Source organism: Pseudomonas sp. YL2, from assembly GCF_023063025.1.
GTDB lineage: Bacteria > Pseudomonadota > Gammaproteobacteria > Pseudomonadales > Pseudomonadaceae > Aquipseudomonas > Aquipseudomonas putida_A.
On record NZ_JAJSLU010000010.1, the window covers coordinates 204,475 to 223,188 of the forward strand.

17 protein-coding genes are annotated in these 18,714 nt (G+C 62.7%); 15 read left to right on the forward strand and 2 right to left on the reverse strand.

All coding sequences use genetic code 11. The features are described from left to right. Nucleotides 1-88 precede the first annotated feature (88 nt). The 10 genes from LVD08_RS16305 to LVD08_RS16350 all read left to right on the forward strand — a co-directional run bounded on the left by LVD08_RS16305 (nt 89) and on the right by LVD08_RS16350 (nt 12,310). Nucleotides 89-1,141 (forward strand): isopenicillin N synthase family dioxygenase, encoded by a 1,053-nt coding sequence (locus LVD08_RS16305; RefSeq protein ID WP_027614159.1) that lies wholly within the window; start codon nt 89-91, stop codon nt 1,139-1,141. Between the two features lie 27 nt (nt 1,142-1,168). Then, nucleotides 1,169-1,978 carry a MetQ/NlpA family ABC transporter substrate-binding protein gene (locus LVD08_RS16310; protein WP_247268647.1) on the forward strand — a complete coding sequence of 270 codons (810 nt, stop codon included), beginning with the start codon at nt 1,169-1,171 and terminating at the stop codon, nt 1,976-1,978. Next, complete coding sequence (locus tag LVD08_RS16315; RefSeq protein ID WP_247268648.1) at nt 1,975-2,775, forward strand: methionine ABC transporter ATP-binding protein; 801 nt, start codon at nt 1,975-1,977, stop codon at nt 2,773-2,775. The genes LVD08_RS16310 and LVD08_RS16315 overlap by 4 nt, the downstream gene beginning before the upstream one ends. Beyond that, on the forward strand, nt 2,772-3,443 hold the full coding sequence (locus LVD08_RS16320; protein WP_247268649.1) for a methionine ABC transporter permease: 672 nt from the start codon (nt 2,772-2,774) through the stop codon (nt 3,441-3,443). The genes LVD08_RS16315 and LVD08_RS16320 overlap by 4 nt, the downstream gene beginning before the upstream one ends. Nucleotides 3,444-3,451: 8 nt before the next feature. Beyond that, complete coding sequence (locus LVD08_RS16325) at nt 3,452-5,002, forward strand: sugar ABC transporter ATP-binding protein (RefSeq protein ID WP_247268650.1); 1,551 nt, start codon at nt 3,452-3,454, stop codon at nt 5,000-5,002. Beyond that, nucleotides 4,995-6,020 (forward strand): ABC transporter permease, encoded by a 1,026-nt coding sequence (locus LVD08_RS16330; protein WP_247268651.1) that lies wholly within the window; start codon nt 4,995-4,997, stop codon nt 6,018-6,020. Before LVD08_RS16325 ends, LVD08_RS16330 begins: the two co-directional genes overlap by 8 nt. 31 nt (nt 6,021-6,051) lie before the next feature. Then, nucleotides 6,052-7,107, forward strand: a complete 1,056-nt coding sequence (locus tag LVD08_RS16335) for a substrate-binding domain-containing protein (RefSeq protein ID WP_247268652.1) — start codon at nt 6,052-6,054, stop codon at nt 7,105-7,107. A gap of 68 nt (nt 7,108-7,175) precedes the next feature. Next, a complete protein-coding gene (locus LVD08_RS16340) occupies nt 7,176-7,841 on the forward strand; it encodes a sulfite oxidase-like oxidoreductase (RefSeq protein ID WP_247268653.1) in 666 nt (221 codons plus the stop codon). A 675-nt stretch (nt 7,842-8,516) separates the two neighbouring features. After that, entirely contained in the window at nt 8,517-10,904 is a 2,388-nt protein-coding gene (locus LVD08_RS16345; RefSeq protein WP_247268654.1) for a TonB-dependent receptor plug domain-containing protein, read from the forward strand. A gap of 41 nt (nt 10,905-10,945) precedes the next feature. After that, nucleotides 10,946-12,310: an APC family permease gene (locus LVD08_RS16350; RefSeq protein WP_247268655.1), complete on the forward strand. Its 1,365-nt coding sequence runs from the start codon at nt 10,946-10,948 to the stop codon at nt 12,308-12,310. Here the strand turns inward: LVD08_RS16350 and LVD08_RS16355 are convergent. Continuing rightward, on the reverse strand, nt 12,307-12,768 hold the full coding sequence (locus LVD08_RS16355; RefSeq protein ID WP_247268656.1) for a DUF3574 domain-containing protein: 462 nt from the start codon (nt 12,766-12,768) through the stop codon (nt 12,307-12,309). The two genes, LVD08_RS16350 and LVD08_RS16355, sit on opposite strands and share 4 nt — an antisense overlap. Nucleotides 12,769-13,248: 480 nt before the next feature. Next, on the reverse strand, nt 13,249-14,160 hold the full coding sequence (locus LVD08_RS16360) for an AraC family transcriptional regulator (RefSeq protein WP_247268657.1): 912 nt from the start codon (nt 14,158-14,160) through the stop codon (nt 13,249-13,251). Between the two features lie 103 nt (nt 14,161-14,263). On the opposite strand from LVD08_RS16360, the gene LVD08_RS16365 reads away from it, so the two are divergent. The 5 genes from LVD08_RS16365 to LVD08_RS16385 all read left to right on the forward strand — a co-directional run bounded on the left by LVD08_RS16365 (nt 14,264) and on the right by LVD08_RS16385 (nt 18,712). Beyond that, nucleotides 14,264-14,809, forward strand: coding sequence for a carboxymuconolactone decarboxylase family protein (locus LVD08_RS16365; RefSeq protein WP_047599763.1), 546 nt, complete (start codon nt 14,264-14,266; stop codon nt 14,807-14,809). Between the two features lie 64 nt (nt 14,810-14,873). Next, nucleotides 14,874-15,944, forward strand: a complete 1,071-nt coding sequence (locus LVD08_RS16370) for an acyl-CoA dehydrogenase family protein (RefSeq protein WP_247268658.1) — start codon at nt 14,874-14,876, stop codon at nt 15,942-15,944. Then, nucleotides 15,941-16,783 (forward strand): ABC transporter ATP-binding protein, encoded by an 843-nt coding sequence (locus LVD08_RS16375; protein WP_247268659.1) that lies wholly within the window; start codon nt 15,941-15,943, stop codon nt 16,781-16,783. Before LVD08_RS16370 ends, LVD08_RS16375 begins: the two co-directional genes overlap by 4 nt. Further along, the gene (locus LVD08_RS16380) at nt 16,749-17,948 is read left to right on the forward strand and encodes an ABC transporter substrate-binding protein (RefSeq protein WP_247268660.1); all 1,200 of its coding nucleotides are present in this window, start codon (nt 16,749-16,751) and stop codon (nt 17,946-17,948) included. The genes LVD08_RS16375 and LVD08_RS16380 overlap by 35 nt, the downstream gene beginning before the upstream one ends. Continuing rightward, entirely contained in the window at nt 17,948-18,712 is a 765-nt protein-coding gene (locus LVD08_RS16385) for an ABC transporter permease (protein ID WP_247268661.1), read from the forward strand. The genes LVD08_RS16380 and LVD08_RS16385 overlap by 1 nt, the downstream gene beginning before the upstream one ends. The last annotated feature ends 2 nt before the right edge of the window (nt 18,713-18,714 follow it).

Sequence of the window (18,714 nt, forward strand, 5' to 3'; positions counted from 1 at the left end):
CATCAAACCGATAGACCCCCGATTGCCATGACGGCACACGCTGAATCGATCAAAGGCTCTTCAGGTTTGGTTCACACGGGAGTGAATCATGCCGCATACCCTCGATATCACCACGCTGCCGACGCTGGACCTTTCGTTGTTCGAAGGCACCGCGCAGCAGCGTTATGAATTTCTTGAAAACCTGCGTCACGCCGCGCGTGACGTCGGCTTTTTCTATCTCACCGGCCATGGCATCGACAGCCACCTGCTCAAGCAGGTGCAGGATCACGCCCGGCAGTTCTTCGCCTTGTCCGAGCACGAAAAAAACGCCGTCGGCATGATCAATTCGCCGCATTTTCGCGGGTACAACCGTGCCGCTTCCGAGATCACCCGTGGTCAACCCGACTGGCGTGAGCAGTTCGATCTCGGCGCCGAGCGCGAAGCGTTGCCGCTGGACGCGGAAAGCCCGTTGTGGGCGCGCTTGCAGGGGCCCAACCAATGGCCGGCGGCGCTGCCAGAGCTCAAACCGCTGCTGCTCGAATGGCAACAGGCGATGACGCGCATGGCGTTGCGCCTGCTGCGTGCCTTCGCCCAGGCGCTGTCGCTGCGGGCGGACGCGTTCGATCAGTTATACGGCGACAAGCCCAACGAACACATCAAGTTGATGCGCTATCCAGGCCAGGCCGCCAGCGCGAGTCAGCAGGGCGTCGGCGCGCACAAGGATTCCGGGTTCCTCAGCTTTCTGCTGCAAGACCAGCAGACCGGTCTGCAAGTGGAGGTCGAGGAAGGGCGCTGGATCGATGCGCTGCCCCGCGACAACACGCTGGTTGTGAACATCGGCGAACTGCTGGAGCTGGCCACCAACGGCTATCTGCGCGCCACGGTGCATCGGGTGGTGTCGCCGCCCGCAGGCAGCGAACGCTTGTCCATCGCCTTCTTCCTCGGCGCGCAACTCGATGCCGTGGTGCCGCTGTATCCGTTGCCCACCGCGCTGCTGCGCGAAGCGCGTGGCCCGGCGAGTGATCCGCTCAATCCGTTGTTTCGCGATGTCGGCTGGAACTACCTCAAGGGTCGGTTGCGTTCGCACCCCGACGTCGCCCGGCGCTTCTATGCCGACGCGCTGATGCCCGCCGCACCGGCTCGTAAAACCGCCAACGCCTGATTCATCACTCGCTCAAGGACTCCGCACATGTTGAAAAAAGCAGGTTTGACCCTGGCCGTGCTCGGCGCGCTGGTGACTTCGTTCGGCGCGCAGGCACTGGAGCCGTTGCGCGTGGCTGCCGACCCGGTGCCCCACGCGCAGATTCTCGCGTACATCCAGACAATCGATCCGCAACTCAAGCTCAAGGTCATCGAGATTCCCAACGGCGTGAACTCCAACGAGCTGTTGGTGCATGGCGATGTCGATGCCAATTACTTCCAGCATCTGCCGTATCTGAAATCCCAGGAACAAGCGCTGGGGCAGAAACTCGCGGTGGCCGCCACGGTGCATATCGAGCCGCTGGGCATCTATTCGCGCCGGCACAAAAGCTTCGCCGAGGTGCCGGAAAAAGGCACCGTCGCCGTGCCCAACAACGTCACCAACCTGAGCCGTGCGCTGTACCTGTTGCAGGACAACGGCCTGATCAAACTCAAGCCCGGCTTCAAGGATCCGGCAGCCGATCAGGCCACACCCAAGGACATCGCCGAGAACCCGAAACAGCTGAAGATCCTGGAAATCGAATCGCCGCAAATCCCTCGGGCGCTGGACGACGTCGACCTTGCGGTGATCAACGGCAACTACGCGCTGGAAGCCGGACTGGTGCCGGCCCAGGATGCGCTGGGGCTGGAGAAGGCCGAGCACAATCCGTACGCCAACATTCTGGTGACCACGCCGACACTGCAGAACGATCCGCGCATTGCGCAACTGGCCAAAGACCTGACCTCGCCGCAAGTGGCGAAGTACATCAGCGATAACTTCAAGGGCTCGGTGATTCCGGTGGAGGATGGCAAGCCATGATCGTCGTCGAGCAGTTGCGCAAGACCTACCCGTCGGCGCCGGCACCAGCACTGGATCAGGTGTCGCTGAGTATTCCCGACGGCGCGATCTACGGCATTCTCGGGCGCAGCGGCGCAGGCAAGTCGACCCTGTTGCGTTGTCTCAATCTGCTCGAACGCCCGGACAGCGGGCGGATCCTGATCGACGGCGTGGACCTGCTGACGCTGTCTGCCAGCGACCTGCGCCGCCAGCGTCAGCGCATCGGCATGATCTTCCAGGGCTTCAATCTGCTGCACTCGCGCACCGTGTTCGACAACATCGCCGTGCCGCTGGAAATCGCCAACGTCGGCAAACCGTGGCGCCATGTGCGGGTGCGCGAACTGCTGGAACTGGTCGGTTTGACTGACAAGGCGCAAGCCTTTCCCTCGCAGTTGTCCGGTGGGCAAAAACAACGGGTGGGGATCGCCCGCGCGCTGGCTGCCGAGCCTGCGTATCTGCTGTCGGACGAAGCCACCAGTGCGCTGGACCCGGAAACCACCACGTCGATTCTTGACTTGCTGCGCGACATCAACCGGCAATTGGGCGTGACCATTGTGCTGATCACCCATGAGCTGGACGTGGTCAAGTCGATCTGCGATCACGCGGCGTACATGGCGGACGGTCGCCTGGTCGAGTCCGGCCCGGTGCCGCGATTGCTCGCCGATGCGCAATCGAGTCTCGGCACTTCGTTGCGTCCGACCTGCGGCCTGCCGCTCGGCCACGACATCCCCGGGCTCAGCTTCCTCAAGCAATACGGCGTGCGGGCGGCCCAGTCATGAACCGCGCGATCAACTGGGATGAAATCCTGCAACTGGTGTTCAACGCCACCGGCGAAACCCTGTACATGGTCTTGCTTGCCGGGCTGTTCACGCTGCTGATCGGTTTGCCGCTCGGGGTGTTGCTGTTTGTCAGTCGCCGCGACGGACTGTGGCCGCTGCCACGGCTCAATGCCGCGCTGGGTTCGCTGGTCAATCTGGGGCGCTCGCTGCCGTTTGTGGTGATGTTGATTGCACTGATTCCGCTGACCCGACTGGTGGTCGGCACCACCCTCGGCAGCACCGCTGCGGTAGTGCCGATCACCATCGGCGCGTTTCCGTTTTTTGCGCGGATCGTCGAGAACGCCCTGGATGAAGTCGACAAGGGCCGAATCGAAGCGATCCTCGCCATGGGTGGCGATATCCGTCATGTGATTTGCAAAGTGCTGTTGCCCGAAGCGCTGCCCGCGTTGCTGGCGGGGATCACTCTGACGCTGGTGATGCTGATCGGTTTTTCATCCATGGCCGGGGTGATTGGCGGTGGCGGCCTCGGTGATCTGGCGATCCGTTACGGCTATCAGCGTTTCAACAATGAAGTGATGGTCGCCACCGTGGTGGTGCTGGTCATTCTGGTGCAGGGTGTGCAGAGCCTGGGCGACCGGCTGGTGCGTTCGCTGGCCCATCGGCGTTAAGGAATTTTATGAGTGTCGTCGTGGCCCGCGCGCCTCTGATTCAGGTGCGTGAACTAAGCAAAACCTTCGGCTCGAACCGCGCACTGGATCGCGTCAGCCTGCAGATTCATCCCGCCGAAGTGGTGGCCTTGCTCGGTGCCAACGGTGCCGGCAAATCGACGCTGGTGAAAATTCTCGCCGGCAGCCAGCGCGCCGATGGCGGCGAGATTTACATCGACGGCCAGCCCCGGCAATTCAGCTCGCCGCTGTCGGCACGCCGGGTCGGGATTGTCGCGGTGCATCAGCAGATCAACGAGGGCATTGCGCCGGGTTTGAGCGTGGCGGAAAACCTGCTGCTCGATGAGCTGTGCAAACCCGACGCGGACTTCTGGCTCAATCGCAAACGCCTGCTCGAGCGCGCCGCGAGTATCGCCGCCGGGTTGGGGCTGGTGTTGCCGCTGGAGCAAACCATTGAACAGCTGGGCTTGGCTGAACGGCAGTTGGTGGTGCTGGCGCGGGCCTTTGCTTTGCAGCCGCGTCTGCTGATTCTCGATGAGCCAACGGCGGCGTTGTCGGATGCCGAAGCGCAGCGTCTGTTTGATCTGATCGATATCTTGCGCAGCCGTGGCGTGGCGATTGTTTACATCTCCCATCGCTTGTCCGATCTGCAACGGGTGGCGGATCGCGCCATTGTCCTGCGCGACGGGCGACTGGCCGGAGAGTTCAGTGCGCGGCAGTTGCCGGAAGCGGTGCACGCCATGCTCGGGCAGGCGCTGGACGGGCATGTCTACACGCCCGGTCGCGTGGGCCGAAAAGTCCTTGGTGTGCGCGGTTTGCAGGTTTTGCCGCGCTCCAGGCGCTTCGATTTCGACCTGCACCAAGGCGAAGTGGTGGTACTGACCGGGCTGCTCGGCGCTGGCAAAAGCGAGATCGCCGAAGTGCTGTTCGGCTTGCGCAAAGCGGTGGCCGGCAGCCTGCAACTGGATGGCGTGGACTGGCTGCCGGGTTCGCCAAGGGCGGCGATTCGCAGCGGTGTGTTTCTCGCGGCGGAGGATCGTGCCAGTCAGTCGCTGGTGCCGGATTTCTCCCTGCGCCGCACCCTGACGCTGCCGTTTCTGGAGCGCTTCACCCGTGCCGGGTTCATTCGCAACCGCGCCGAAGCTGCAGCGGTCGAGGCGCAAGTCGCGGCGCTGGGGATCAAGACCGCCGGCATCGAGGTGCCGATGAGCGCGCTGTCCGGCGGCAATCAACAGAAGGTCGTGCTTGGCCGCTGGCTGCTCGGAGAAGGGCGGGTGTTGATCCTCGACGAGCCGTTTCAGGGCGTCGACGTGCGCGCCCGCCGCGAGATCGGCCAACTGTTGCGCGACAGTGCCGGCGGCCGCGCGACCCTGGTGATTTGCGCCGATGTCGACGAAGCCCTGGAAATCGCCGACCGCATTCTGTTGGTGCTCGATCACGCCGTGGTCGCCGAATACCCGCGTGCCGGTCTTGAGCGCGCGACCCTGGTCGCTGCGCTGGCCGGCAGCGACGCTAGCGAAAATCCCTTTCATGCCACGCCAAGGAGCAGAGCGAGTGCCTGATTCGAGTTCACTGTTGTCGTCCGCTACGGCACCCACCGAGCGCCTGCTGCAAGCGCTGATCCGCTACGGCCTGTTGTGGCTGCTGGCGCTGATCGTGGTGTTTTTCAGTGTCGCGGAGCCGGCGTTTTTGCGCGTCGGCAATCTGTTCAGCATCTTGCAGTCGGTGTCGATCGTCGCGCTGCTGGCCCTTGGCGTGACGCTGACCATGGCCGTCGGCGGACTTGATCTGTCGATTGGTGCGGTGGCGGCGATGAGCCTGATGATCGCCAGTTACGTGATGGTGGTGCTCGGTTGGGGCGCGGTGCCGGCGGTGCTGATCAGTCTGGCCGGTGGCGCACTGGTCGGGCTGCTCAATGGCTGGCTGATCGTCAAGCTGCGGGTGCCGGACATTCTCGCGACGCTGGGCAGCATGTTTCTGGTGATCGGCGTGCAACTGATTCCCACGGGCGGACGCTCGATTGCGGTGGGCATGACCTTGCCCAGTGGAGTGGAAACCGAAGGCACGTTCAGTACGGCGTTTCTCGCCCTCGGCCGCGGACGCTTGTGGGACATGGTGCCGGTGCCGGTGTTGATCACGGCGCTGGTGGCGCTGGCGGTGTGGCTGTTTCTCGAGCGTACGCGCATCGGCCGGTTGTTTTATGCGATTGGCGGCAACGAGCAGGCGGCGCGATTGGCGGGCGCGCCGGTACAGCGCTTGAAGTTGCTCGCGTACGTGCTCTCGGCGTTGCTCGCCTCGCTCGGCGGGTTGCTGTTGGCGGCGCGCCTGGGTCGGGGTGATGTCAGCTCCGGCAACGGTCTGGTGCTCGACGCCCTCGGCGCGGCGCTGATCGGTTTTGCCGTGTTCGGGGCGAAGAAGCCCAATGCGTTCGGCACGTTGGTCGGCGCACTGCTGGTGGCGTCGCTGCTCAATGGCCTGACCATGCTCAACGCGCCGTATTACGCGCAGGATTTCGTCAAGGGACTGGTGCTGGTGCTGGCCCTGATGTTCACCTTCGGCCTCGCGCATCGGGCGCGCTGAGCCGGTTCATTTGTCGCTGCAAGGAAGATGTATGCACGGTTCAATCAAGCAGTTCGCACGCCATTGCCTCGCCGGCGCGGTGCTCTCGGCATTGGCTTTGAGTGCTCACGCCAAGGCATTGCCAGGTGCTCCGGCGCCGTTCGATAAAGGTCAGGTGCAGATCGCGCTGGTCGGCTATCTGTTTTCCGGGGACTTTCCCGAGGCGTATCTGCGCGGCGTGGAGAAACAGACCGAGGCGCTGGGGGCCAATCTGCGGGTGTTCGATGCGCGGCAGCAGGCGGCGAGTCAGGGCGAGATGATCGATCAGGCGATCGACCTCGGCGTCGACGGGATCATCGTGCAACTGGGCCTGGCGGAAACCCTCAAGGGACCGATTGACCGGGCGATCGCCAAAGGCATCAAGGTGGTGGCGTTCGACGTTGACCTGAACAGCCCGCAAGTGACTCAGGTCGAGCAGGATCACCATGCACTGGCGCGACTGGCGCTGGATCAGGCGATGAAGGACAACGGCACGCGGTTCGATGCCGGTTACGTGTACATCAGCGGCTTCACCCCGATGGAGCGCCGCGACGAGATCTGGAGTCAGGTGAAACAGGCCAATCCGGGCATCATCGAGAAGGCGCGTTTCGGCACGCTCAACCCGCCGATTGCCAACTCGGTGGCGGATCAGGCCAGCGCGGTGTTGCGCGCCAATCCGGATATCAGCGTGATCTTCGCGCCGTTCGACGAGTTCGCCAAAGGCGCGAAAATCGCCGTCGATGAGGCCGGTCTGGGGCGCAAGGTGAAGATCTACAGCGCCGACATCTCCACCGCCGACATCCAGATCATGAAAGAACCTGACAGCGCCTGGGCGGCGACCGCAGCGGTCAATCCGCAAGTGGCGGGAGCGATCAGCGTGCGCAGTCTGGCGATGTTAATTGCCGGCGAAAATCCGGGACATCAGGTGTTGGTGCCACCGACCCTGATCACCCGTCAGCAGTTGCTCGATCTGGACGTGAAAAACGTCCGCGACCTGGCGCAGAAGCTGCCGGCGTTCGGTGATACCGCCAATGTGGCGCGGGCCGAGTGGATTCCTGTGGCGAACTGAATGCAGCCGTTATCACCGGGTGAGGCGCTTTATGCGCGGCAGGCATCCTGACGCGCTTGGGAGTGAATATGCACAACAAAGCCATGCGCTTGCGCAACAGCCGCGCACCCAAGGCTGACCCGGCGTTCGGTCAACGTTTGCCGCCGGGGCAGGTGTTGACCGAGCGGTTCCCGATTCTCCACGAAGGCACGGTGCCGGAGTATGAATTGGCAACCTGGTCACTGCGCCTGTTCGGCAAGGTCGGGCGTGGCGTCGAGTTGAGTTTTGCCGACCTGCAAAGGTTGCCGCAGCGCGAGTTGCAATGTGACATTCATTGCGTGACACGCTGGTCGAAGTTCGACACGCAGTGGAGCGGGGTACATCTGCAGGATTTGCTGAGCGAGCTCGATATCCAGCCCGCTTCAGGTTTTGTCATGGCCCACGCCGATCACGATTACCAGACCAACCTGTTGCTGGACGACCTGCTGCACCCGGACAGCCTGCTCGCCACCCATTACGCCGGCCAACCCTTGACCGCCCAGCACGGCTGGCCGCTGCGGCTGGTGGTCGCCGGGCGCTACTTCTGGAAAAGCGCCAAATGGCTGCGCGGCCTGGAGTTTGTCGACGAAGAACAACCCGGTTTCTGGGAACGCAACGGCTTTCACCTGCACGCCGATCCGTTTGCGGAGCAACGCTTCAGTGCGCAGGCCCTGGACATTGCCGCGGATGCCTGGCTGGAAAAGGAATTCGACTAAAGGTTTGCGCATGTTTGCAGTCAACATCTCGGGTGACTGATCGACCGCTTTCGCGAGCAGGCTCGCTCCCACACTGGATTTCAGTCGGGAGTAAAAAGTCAGCTCGCTCCAATAAAAACTGTGGGAGCGAGCTTGCTCGCGAAGAGGCCAGCCCGGTCGATATTTTCGGTGACTGAACGACAGCTTTCGCGAGCAAGCCCGCTCCCACATTGGATCTGCGGTGGATGAAAGCAATGTGTTCACCCCGATCAACCTGTAGGAGTGAGCCTGCTCGCGATGAGGGTAGAACATTCAACTTCTTCAGTGGCTGATACACCGCTATCGCGAGCAGGCTCACTCCTACAAAAGATCTTTGGCTGATCTTGAATTAGTGGGTGTTAGTTAGGGTTTAAGTGTTTGCCGAGCAACACTTGTGTTGCTCTAAAAACAAATAATCCGCCCGATCTAACCTAAGTGTTATTGGTTCTTTTACGGCAAGCCTCCGCCCATCTAGCATCGGCGTTCAAGGGGAAACAACTAACTTTGGGGATTCTGCGCTTAACCAACTCAATACGTTTAACCAGCCTTCACCGCCTTCCTGATTTCTACAACTACAGCAGACATTGCCGCGCATTGATTGCCGACCCTTTATTGTCGGCAACGGCCGGGTATTAGCTGCGATAAAGGAGCTGTCCCATGTATCAGCGTTCCCGTTCATTACTGGCCATCGCGGTGGTCGGTGCGATCTGGCAAGTTCCGGCGCAAGCCGAAGACACTTCCACCCGCGTTGACGATGACACACGGCTGGGTACCGTGCTGGTCACCGGCACCCGTGGCACCGCGCGTACGGTGCTCGACTCTCCAGTGCCGGTGGACGTGTTGACCGCCGCCGATCTCAAGTCCACCGGCGCGGCCGACGGTGAACTGGGCCAGGCGCTGCAAACGTTGCTGCCATCGTTCAGCATGCCGCGTCAGTCCAACTCCGGTGGCGCCGACCACGTGCGCGCCGCACAGCTGCGCGGCATGAGCCCGGATCAGGTGCTGGTGCTGGTCAACGGCAAGCGCCGTCACACCTCGGCGGTGGTCAACGACTCGTCGAAAATCGGTCGTGGCACGGCGCCGGTGGACTTCAACTCGATCCCCATCAGCGCGATCAAACGCATCGAAGTGCTGCGCGACGGCGCCGGTGCGCAGTACGGTTCCGATGCGATTGCCGGGGTGATCAACATCATCCTCGACGACGCCCCCGAAGGCGGTGAAGTGTCCACCAGCTACGGCGCGTTTCACACCCATCAGAACGCTATCGGCAGAACCACCACCGACGGCCAGAACAGCGTGACCACCGCGAAGATCGGCACGCGCCTGGGCGAAGAGGGCGGGTTCATTCGTGGCGGCACCGAGTACAAAAATCGCAACCCGACCAACCGCGCCGGTTTCGATGGCTTTGCCGATACCCCCGACCAGCGCAATTACGTGATGGGCGACGGCCTGGCGCGGGACGTCAACCTGTGGTTCAACAGCGAGCTGCCGCTGGCCGGCGGCAAGGCTTACAGCTTTGGCACCTACAATCAGCGCCATACCACCGGCGCCGAATTCTATCGCTACCCCTACGAGCAGCCGCAGTTCTACCCCAACGGCTACCTGCCGCAGTCGCTGGGCGACAACAAGGATGTTTCAGCCACCGCCGGCTTCAAGGGCTTGATCGGCGAAGACTGGGACTTCGACAGCAGCGTCACCCATGGCCGCAACCGCTTCGACGGCTCCACCCGTCGCACGCTCAACGTCAGCCTCGGCGAGGACTCGCCGACGAAATTCGACACCGGCGATTACGAGCTGCGCCAGACCACCACCAACCTCGATTTCAGCCGCGAACTGCGCCTCGGCGGACGCTCGTTCGTGCTGGCGCTGGGCGGCGAATATCGCTACGAAAGCTACCTGACCTACGCCGGTGACGAGGCCTCCTACATTGGCTCCGGCGCTGATGGCGCCAACGGCCTGCGCCCCAGCGAAGAGTCGGACCTGGACCGCAACGTGTTTGCCACCTACGCGGAAATTTCGGGCGATCTGACTGACCGATTTTTCGTCGACGCCGCCACCCGCTGGGAACATTACGATGATGCTGGCAGCAAACTCACCGGCAAGCTCAGTGGTCGCTACAAATTGACCGAACAGTGGGCGTTGCGCGGTGCGGTGTCGAACAACTTCCGCGCGCCGTCGCTGGCGCAGAGCGGTTTCCAGAACACCACCAGCAACTTTGGCGAAGGCGGCACACTCACCGACATCCGTGTGCTTTCGGTCAACGATCCGATCGCCCGCGCGCTGGGAGCCGAGAAGCTCGATCCGGAGACCTCGAAGAACTTCAGCCTCGGTCTGACCTTCCAGCTCAACGAACGCTTCGACGCTTCGCTCGATGTGTTCCGCATCGACGTCAAGGACCGCATCACCCTGTCGCAGCGCATCGGCAGCGACGCCATGGAGCAATACATCAACGACAACTTCGGCGTGGCCGGGGTGCATGACGTCAACTTTTTCACCAACGCCGCCGACACCAGCACCCACGGTGCCGAGCTGGTGCTCAACTACCATCAGCCGCTGTATGAAGGGCAACTGGGCTTGACCACCGCGTACACCTACAACCACACCAAAGTCACCAGCACCAAAGGCACGCCTTCGCAACTGACGGCGTTGGGGATCGGCAACGATGCACTGGTCGGCGTTGAAGAAACCAACACCCTGACCGACGCTGCGCCCAAGGATCGTTTCGTGTTTTCCGCCAACTGGGCCAGCGAACACTGGGGCCTGCTCGGGCGTCTGACCCGTCAGGGCGAGACCACTCGCGTGTTCGATTTCGGCGACTCGCAACCGGAGCAGACCTACGGCGCGGTGTGGCAACTGGACGCCGAGGTGACCTACAAATTCACCCCGAAATTCAGCGTCGCCCTGGGCGGCAACAACCTCACCGACAACTACCCGGAGCGCTCCGGCTCGGCGATCAATTACGGCGGCAACCTGCCGTATGACGTGCTGTCGCCGATCGGCACCAACGGCGCTTACTACTACGCCAGCGCCACCTACGGCTTCTGAGCCGAACCGCCATGGACGGCGGATCTTCTGCGGGACACTCAATGAATCACTCCAACGGCCCCAAGCGTCACCTGCCGGTGCTGCAGGCGTTGCTGATCACGCTGGGCATGGTGATCACCACCGACACCCTGAAAACCGCGCCGACCGTGGCGCTGAACGTCGGGCCGGCCTGGTTCTACTGGGTCTGGGTGCTCGGCGGCCTGGCGTCGATGGCTGGGGCGTTGTGCTTTGCCGAAATGGCCACGGCATTTCCACATCCTGGCGGCGACTATCACTTTCTGCGCACGGCCTATGGCGAGCGCATGGGTTTCCTGTTCGCCTGGTCGCGCTTTTCGGTGATGCACACCGGCTGGATCGCCTTGTCGGCGTTCATGTTTGCCGATTACGTCAATGCCGTAGTGCCGCTCGGTCGGTACGGCTCGGGGCTGTTTGCTGGCGGGTTGATCGCCGCGTTGGTGCTGCTCCATCTCACTGGCAAGCACATCGGTTTCATCACCCAGACCTTGTTGGTCGGCTTGTTGGCGCTGGGCTTTCTGAGCATCGCCAGCGCCGGTGTGTGGCTGGCGTGGCAGGGGATTGAAGCAGCGCCAGCGAGCGTTTCGGTTGCGCCGGAAAACACCGAAATGGCCGGGTTTTCCGCAGCGATGATTTTCGTGTTTCTGGCGTTTGGTGGCTGGAGCGATGCGGCGACCTTGTCGGCGGAAGTGCGCGATGGCCGACGCGGAATCTTCATCGCCATGCTCGGTGCGCTGACGCTGCTGATGGCGATTTATCTGGCGCTGAACTGGGCGTTTGTGCGAGGCCTGGGTTTCGCCGGGCTGGCGGCGAGCAATGCACCGGCGGTGGAGCTGTTGAACCGTGCATTCGGTGCGCCGGGGGTGCTGCTGATTCTGCTGATGGTGGGCATCGCGGCCATCGCCAGCATCAACTCGACCTTGCTGGTCGGCGCCCGCACCACCTATGCCGCGGCCCGCGATGTGCCGCAGTTGCGTCGCTTCGGCGAGTGGCACGAACGCGACGGCGTGCCGCGCAAAGCCTTGCTGGCGGAGGGCGCGGTGGCATTGTTGCTGGTGCTGTTCGGCAGTTTCACCCAGAGCGGCTTCAACACCATGGTCGAGTACCTGACCCCGGTGTACTGGCTGTTTCTGAGCTTTAGCAGCCTGGCGTTGATCATCCTGCGCCGGCGTTTCCCTGAGGTGCCGAGGCCGGTGAGGGTGCCGTGGTATCCGCTGTTGCCGCTGCTGTTTTTCGGGCTGTGCCTGTACATGCTCTATTCGAGCGTGACCGTGGTCGGGTGGGGTGCGTTTCTGGGGATTGGTGTGTTGCTGATGGGGGCGCTGCTGCTGTCGGGATTGAGCCACCTGGCGTCGACGCCTCGGCAAGCTCTCGGCCAGATCAGCGATTAGAACGATACTTCGGCAGGTTGCGACAGCCGCAGTACCGACAAGTCCCCGGTAATGCGTTTGTACGCCAGTCGAATTGCCTCGATGTTGCCGGCGTTCTGCGGATTGTTCTCGTGCAGGATCACGATCACCTTGGTGCTCAGCCGCTCTGGCTCCTTCGCCCCATGATCACGCCACTGCCCATAGGCATCGAACACGGTGAAACCGTCGGGAAACCGCGACGTCACTTCCTTGTCGAGAAACTCGCGCCAGCGCGCCGGAATGACCGCGCCTTCCTTGCCATCCACGGTGCCCACCGAGAAGTACAGCTCGGTGCGGATCCATTGCGCCTGTGCCGGACGCGTGGCGTCGCCTTGCAGGGTTGAACTGGTGGGGTCATGGGTGTGAACGGCGGCAGGCGGCGAGCTGGCACAACCGGCGACAGTGACGAACAGTGCGGCCAGTAACAGGCGTCTTTGCATGAAGCATCCCTTTTTATGAGTTGAGTACAGGGGCGCAATTATAGAGGGCGAGGTTAATAGCGATAAAAGATTAAAAAATGGTTTTGTGGTTGATTAGTGGAATAAGGAACGAACCAAGCCAGGATGCCAAATGTACCGCCGCCTTCGCGGGCAAGCCCGGCTCCCACAGGTCTCGTGGCGTGCACAAATCCCGTGATCCACACATCTCCCCTGTGGGAGCCGGGCTTGCCCGCGAAAGCGCTGGTTCAGTCAATAAAAGATGTTGGATGCACCAACGCCATCGCTGGCAAGCCAGCTCCCACAGGTTTTGTGGCGTGCACAAATCCCGTAATCAACACATCTCCCCAGTGGGAGCGGGCTTGCTCGCGAAAGCGCCGGTTCAGTCAATAAAGATGTTGGATGTACCGCCGCCTTCGCGAGCAAGCCCGCTCCCACAGGTTCTCGGTGCTTTCCAGCAGCGACGGCATATTAACGCGTCGCTCAGCGCCCCTCATGCTGCTTGCGATAAGCCCCCGGTTGCACCCCCACCGACTTGGCGAACGCCCGGGTAAATGCGGCGATCGACTGATAGCCCACGGCCGCGCACACCTGTTCCACCGTGTGATTGGCCCGCAGCAACTGGCGGGCATGCCGAATGCGCAACGCCAGCAATACCTGCCCCGGCGATTGCCCGGCCAGTTCGTTGAAGCGTTTGAAAAACGCCGAGCGCGACAGGCCGATACTCGCCGCCATGCTCTCCAGCGACCACGGCAATTGCGGTTGTTCGATCAACTGGTCCAGCAACGGCGCGAACTGCGGATTGCGCGCCAAAGCCACGAGGCCGCCGAGGCTCTGGTTGTCGGCCATCTGTTGGCGCAACACATACAAAAACAGCAGATGACTCAAGCGTTCGAGCAGCGCCGAGGAGGGCGCCGGCAAGCGTTCGCACTCTTGCAGGATCAACTCGAACAAGGCTCGCGCCGCGCTCGAAGAAGGATCGCCCGCGCGCAGGATGATCCAGTCCGGCAGGCCTTCGATGATCAGCGACGACAGCCCGGACTTGAAATGAAAGAACCCGCAGACCAGCCCGACGCCATCCTGTGCCTGACTGTCGAGCGCGGTCATGGCCCTGCGCGGCAGTGTTTGGGCGAGGGCCGGCTCTTCGGCGCTGGAGAGGCGGTAGTTCAGATCGCGCAGCAGAAATACCGCATCTCCCGCGTTCAACACTATCGACTGCTCCTGCCCGTCAATGTGCAGCCAGCAGCGGCCCTGCACGATCAAGTGAAAACTGGCGCGCGCCAGTCCGTGCGTACTTGCATGCCAGCCACCGCAATAGCGCCCGACGTGAAACAGGCTGGCATCGAGTTCGAGGCTTTCTAATAACCAATCAACCAGGGGGCTGGACGAAATCATCTAATGGAAACACTCAGGAGCAAGTAATCGCTACTTTAGAATATGGATCGAAATTTTTATAACCAACAGACTGGCCGGACACTCAACAGCAGGAGTCCACTCCATGTCGCGCGTCACTCTTCACACCGTGCAAAGCGCTCCCGAAGCCGCCAGACCGTTTCTGGAAAACGCTCAGAAGAACTCCGGATTCATTCCGAACCTGCTGGCCGTGCTGGCCAATGCCCCGGCCGCGCTGGAAACCTACGTTACGGTATCGGCGCTCAATGGCAAGTCCGAACTCAGCCTTGCCGAGCGCGAAGTGGTGCAACTGATTGCGGCCACCAACCATGGTTGCGATTTCTGTGTCGCAGGTCATACCGCCGTGGCGCTGAATAAGGCCAAACTGCCGCCGGAAGTGGTCAGTGCGCTGCGTGAGAAAGCCACCGTGCCCGTGGAAAAACTGGAAACCCTGGCCGCGTTTGCCCGCGAAGTGATTGCCACCCGGGGCAAGGTCAGCGACCAGACCTTCAACCAATTCAAGGCTGCCGGCTACACCGAAGGCAATGCGCTGGAAGTGATCCTCGGCATCAGCCTGGCGACCCTGTGCAACTTCGCCAACGTGTTCGCCGACACGCCGCTCAACCCCGAGCTGGCGCCGTATCGCGCGTAATCGGCCAGCGCTTCAGGCCGCATCGTCTATGGTTGATGCGGCTGCGTACAAGGAGAGAAACGACATGCTCAATCAGGCATTGACGCAATGGCTGGAACACAACGCCCAGGCCCTGGATGCGGGCGACGGCGATCCACAACAGGTGCTGACGCAACTGGCGCAGGCCGGCGTGCTACGGGTCGGCATCAGCCCGGCGCTGGGCGGCAGCGGTGGTCACGTAAGTGATGCCGTGGAAACCCTGGCTGCCGTCGCCAGCCATTCATTGGCGGCGGCGTTTGTGTTCTGGGGCCAACGGGCCTTCATCGAATATCTGTTGCACAGCCCCAACGCGGCGCTGAGGGAAAAACTGCTGCCGGCGTTGCTCCGCGGAGAGCTGGCCGGGGCTACCGGTTTGTCCAACGCGATGAAATACCTGTCGGGCATCGAGGCACTGCAAGTGCGGGCCGCCAATACCGCAGACGGCTGGACCTTGAACGGGCGTCTGCACTGGGTGACCAATCTGCGCCAAAGCGGTTTCGTGGTGGCGGCGGCAATCGAGCACGAGGAGGGCGGTTCGCCGTTCGTGCTGGCGATCGCCGATGACGCTGCCGGCGTAAAACGTTCCGCCGATCTGCAACTGATGGGGCTGCAATCGAGCAACACGGCTGCGATCGATTTCGCGCAAGTGGCGGTCGGACGCGAATGGCTGCTGCATGACGATGCGCGCAAGTTTCTGCCAGCGGTGCGCCCGGCGTTTCTCGGCTTGCAATGCGGCATGGCGATTGGTCTGGCGCGACGGGCGCTGGCCGAGGTCGAAGGACATTTGCAGGACGGCCGTTCGATTCTGCTGGAGCCGTTGCAGGAACAACGCGAGCAACTGGCGCAGAGCGTCGATGCGCTCAAGCAGGGTCTGCACGACGGACGTTTCCTGACCCAGCCGGGCGCCTTGTTCCAGATCCGCATCGCGCTGGCCGAATCCGCTGCCAATGCGGTGCAACTGGAACTGCAATCGAGCGGCGGCAAGGCTTATCTGACCGAGCACGGCAGCGGTTTCGCCCGGCGCTGGCGCGAGTCGGCGTTCGTGCCGATTGTCACCCCGAGCCTGGTGCAATTGCGCGCTGAATTGCAGCGGCAGAAACGAGAAGCGACGGCATGATTGCGCCGGTGCTGGAAGCGCAGGGCATCAGCCTCGGCTACCCACGGGAGCAGGGCTGGCACACCGTGCTGGAACACTTCGACCTGCAATTGCAGCCCGGTGAAGTGGTGACCATTCTCGGCCCCAGCGGTGTCGGCAAATCCAGTCTGCTGCGAGTGCTGGCGGGTCTGCAGGCGCCACAACAGGGTCGGGTGAGCCTGCTTGGCGAGCCACTGACCGGCGCACATCCACGGGTGGCGGTGGCGTTTCAGGACCCGAGCCTGTTGCCATGGCTGACTTTGGAAAAGAACGTCGCCTTCGGTCTCGATTTCGCTCGCCAGCCGCACCTCACGGCCGAGCAGCGCAAGGCGCGGATCGACCACGCCATCGCGGCGGTCGGCCTCGAACATGCGCGGTTGCAGCACCCGGCGCAGCTGTCCGGCGGCATGGCCCAGCGCACCGCGTTGGCGCGGTGTCTGGCGCGGCAGCCGCAGGTGCTGTTGCTCGATGAACCGTTCGGCGCGCTGGATGAAATCACCCGCGCCGACATGCAGCAGTTGCTCCTGCAACTGATTGCCGAGCACCACACCGCCGCCGTGTTGATCACCCACGACATCGACGAAGCCCTGCTGCTTTCCGAGCGGATTCTGCTACTGGGTAACAGCCCGGCGCACATCCTCGGCGAGTGGCGCATCGACCTGCCTCAGCCGCGTGCCGAGCTGGTCGAGGAACTGGGCGCGCTGCGCATCGACATCCTCAAAACCCTTCGGCGGGCGAGCCGCAACCCCCTCATTCAACCTGTGCCCGCTACGTCGGAGATTGACCATGTGCCTGGACGACTTCACTCACACACGTCGTGACTTCCTCAAACTCAGCGCGTTGCTGACCGCTGGCGGCGCGTTGCCGTTGCTCAACAGCCTGAACGCCCGCGCCGCGTCCGAGCCGAACGCGCCGGTGCGCATCGGTTATCTGCCGATCACCGATGCCACGCCGCTGCTGGTCGCGCACAACAACGGCCTGTTCGAGGCCGAAGGCATTCAGGCCGAGCGCCCGGTGCTGCTGCGCAGTTGGGCACAGGTGATCGAGGCGTTCATTTCCGGGCAGGTCAACGTGATTCACCTGCTTTCGCCGATGACCGTGTGGGCGCGTTACGGCAGCAAGGTGCCGGCCAAGGTCGTGGCGTGGAACCACGTCGGCGGCTCGGGCCTGACCGTGGCGCCGGGCATCACCGAGGTCAAGCAACTTGGCGGGCAGTCGGTGGCGATTCCGTTCTGGTATTCGATTCATAACGTGGTGGTGCAGCAGTTGTTCCGCGACCACGGTCTGGTGCCGGTGAGCAAATCGGCGAGCGCCGCGCTGGCGCCGAACGAGGTCAATCTGCTGGTGCTGCCGCCGTCGGACATGCCGCCAGCCCTGGCGAGCAAACGCATTGCCGGCTACATCGTCGCCGAGCCGTTCAACGCCCTGGCCGAGGAACTCAAGGTTGGCCGCGTGCAGCGCTTTACCGGCGACGTCTGGCGCAATCACGCCTGCTGCGTGGTGTTCATGCACGAGCAGGATCTGAACAACCGCCCCGAGTGGTCGCAGAAAGTGGTCAACGCCATCGTCAAGGCGCAGGTCTGGACCCGCGACAACCGCGCCGAGGCGGCGAAACTGCTGTCCAAGGACGGCGAAAATCGCTACACGCCGCACGCGCAACCGGTGCTCGACCGGGTGCTGTCGCCGGCCACCAGCGACCGCGAGCAGTATCTGGCCAGCGGCGCGATCCAGCACAGCAATTGGGACGAGCAGCGCATCGACTTTCAGCCGTACCCGTTCCCCAGCTACACCGAAGAACTGGTCAAACGTCTGAAGGACACGCTGATCGAGGGCGACAAGGGTTTCCTCGCCGGCCTTGATCCGCAGCAGACCGCCAAGGATCTGGTGGATGATCGCTTCGTGCGCAATGCCATCGCGGCCGTTGGCGGCATGCAGACCTTTGGCCTGCCGGAAAGCTTCGAACGCAGCGAGGAGTTCAGCCTCTGATGCGTCAGCGATCTTCTTCGACCGTACACGGTTTGTTGGGTGTGGCGGGGCTGTTGTGCCTGTTGCTGCTGTGGTGGCTGGGCGTACACGTGTTCGGCGGCAACGACAGCCTGGCGCTGCGCTTTTCACCCGAGGCAACCCTGGCCAGCCTTGGCGAACTGTTGCTGCGCCCGGAGCTGTACGAGCATGTGCTGGTCAGCCTGAAGCGGATTCTGGTCGGTCTGCTGCTGGCGCTGCTGATCGGCGTGCCGCTGGGCTTGATGATCGGCAGCTACCGGCATCTGGAAGCAGCGACCACGCCGGCGTTTCAGTTTCTGCGGATGATTTCGCCGCTGTCGTGGATGCCGGTAGTGGTGATGCTGATGGGCGTTGGCGATCAGCCGATCTACTTTCTGCTGACCTTCGCTGCGGTGTGGCCGATCCTGCTCAACACCGTGGCCGGTGTGCGCCAGCTCGACCCGCGCTGGCTGCAACTCAGCCGCAGCCTCAGCGCCACCCGCTGGGAAACCCTGCGCAAGGTGATCCTGCCCGGCGTGCTCGGCCATGTGCTGACCGGGGTGCGGCTGTCGATCGGCATTCTGTGGATCGTGCTGGTGCCGTGCGAGATGCTCGGGGTCAGCGCCGGGTTGGGCTACTTCATCCTCGATACGCGTGATCGACTGGCGTATTCGGAACTGATGGCGATGGTGCTGCTGATCGGTGTGCTGGGCTTTGCGCTGGATGCGTTTGCGCGCTGGCTGCATCGGCGTTGGGCGCCGGCCTGAGC

Coding starts and splice junctions, on each gene's coding strand:
- LVD08_RS16305 (WP_027614159.1), top strand. CDS start 89: ATGCCGCATACCCTCGATATCACCACGCTGCCGACGCTGGACCTTTCG.
- LVD08_RS16310 (WP_247268647.1), top strand. CDS start 1,169: ATGTTGAAAAAAGCAGGTTTGACCCTGGCCGTGCTCGGCGCGCTGGTG.
- LVD08_RS16315 (WP_247268648.1), top strand. CDS start 1,975: ATGATCGTCGTCGAGCAGTTGCGCAAGACCTACCCGTCGGCGCCGGCA.
- LVD08_RS16320 (WP_247268649.1), top strand. CDS start 2,772: ATGAACCGCGCGATCAACTGGGATGAAATCCTGCAACTGGTGTTCAAC.
- LVD08_RS16325 (WP_247268650.1), top strand. CDS start 3,452: ATGAGTGTCGTCGTGGCCCGCGCGCCTCTGATTCAGGTGCGTGAACTA.
- LVD08_RS16335 (WP_247268652.1), top strand. CDS start 6,052: ATGCACGGTTCAATCAAGCAGTTCGCACGCCATTGCCTCGCCGGCGCG.
- LVD08_RS16340 (WP_247268653.1), top strand. CDS start 7,176: ATGCACAACAAAGCCATGCGCTTGCGCAACAGCCGCGCACCCAAGGCT.
- LVD08_RS16345 (WP_247268654.1), top strand. CDS start 8,517: ATGTATCAGCGTTCCCGTTCATTACTGGCCATCGCGGTGGTCGGTGCG.
- LVD08_RS16350 (WP_247268655.1), top strand. CDS start 10,946: ATGAATCACTCCAACGGCCCCAAGCGTCACCTGCCGGTGCTGCAGGCG.
- LVD08_RS16355 (WP_247268656.1), bottom strand. CDS start 12,768: ATGCAAAGACGCCTGTTACTGGCCGCACTGTTCGTCACTGTCGCCGGT.
- LVD08_RS16360 (WP_247268657.1), bottom strand. CDS start 14,160: ATGATTTCGTCCAGCCCCCTGGTTGATTGGTTATTAGAAAGCCTCGAA.
- LVD08_RS16365 (WP_047599763.1), top strand. CDS start 14,264: ATGTCGCGCGTCACTCTTCACACCGTGCAAAGCGCTCCCGAAGCCGCC.
- LVD08_RS16370 (WP_247268658.1), top strand. CDS start 14,874: ATGCTCAATCAGGCATTGACGCAATGGCTGGAACACAACGCCCAGGCC.
- LVD08_RS16375 (WP_247268659.1), top strand. CDS start 15,941: ATGATTGCGCCGGTGCTGGAAGCGCAGGGCATCAGCCTCGGCTACCCA.
- LVD08_RS16380 (WP_247268660.1), top strand. CDS start 16,749: ATGTGCCTGGACGACTTCACTCACACACGTCGTGACTTCCTCAAACTC.
- LVD08_RS16385 (WP_247268661.1), top strand. CDS start 17,948: ATGCGTCAGCGATCTTCTTCGACCGTACACGGTTTGTTGGGTGTGGCG.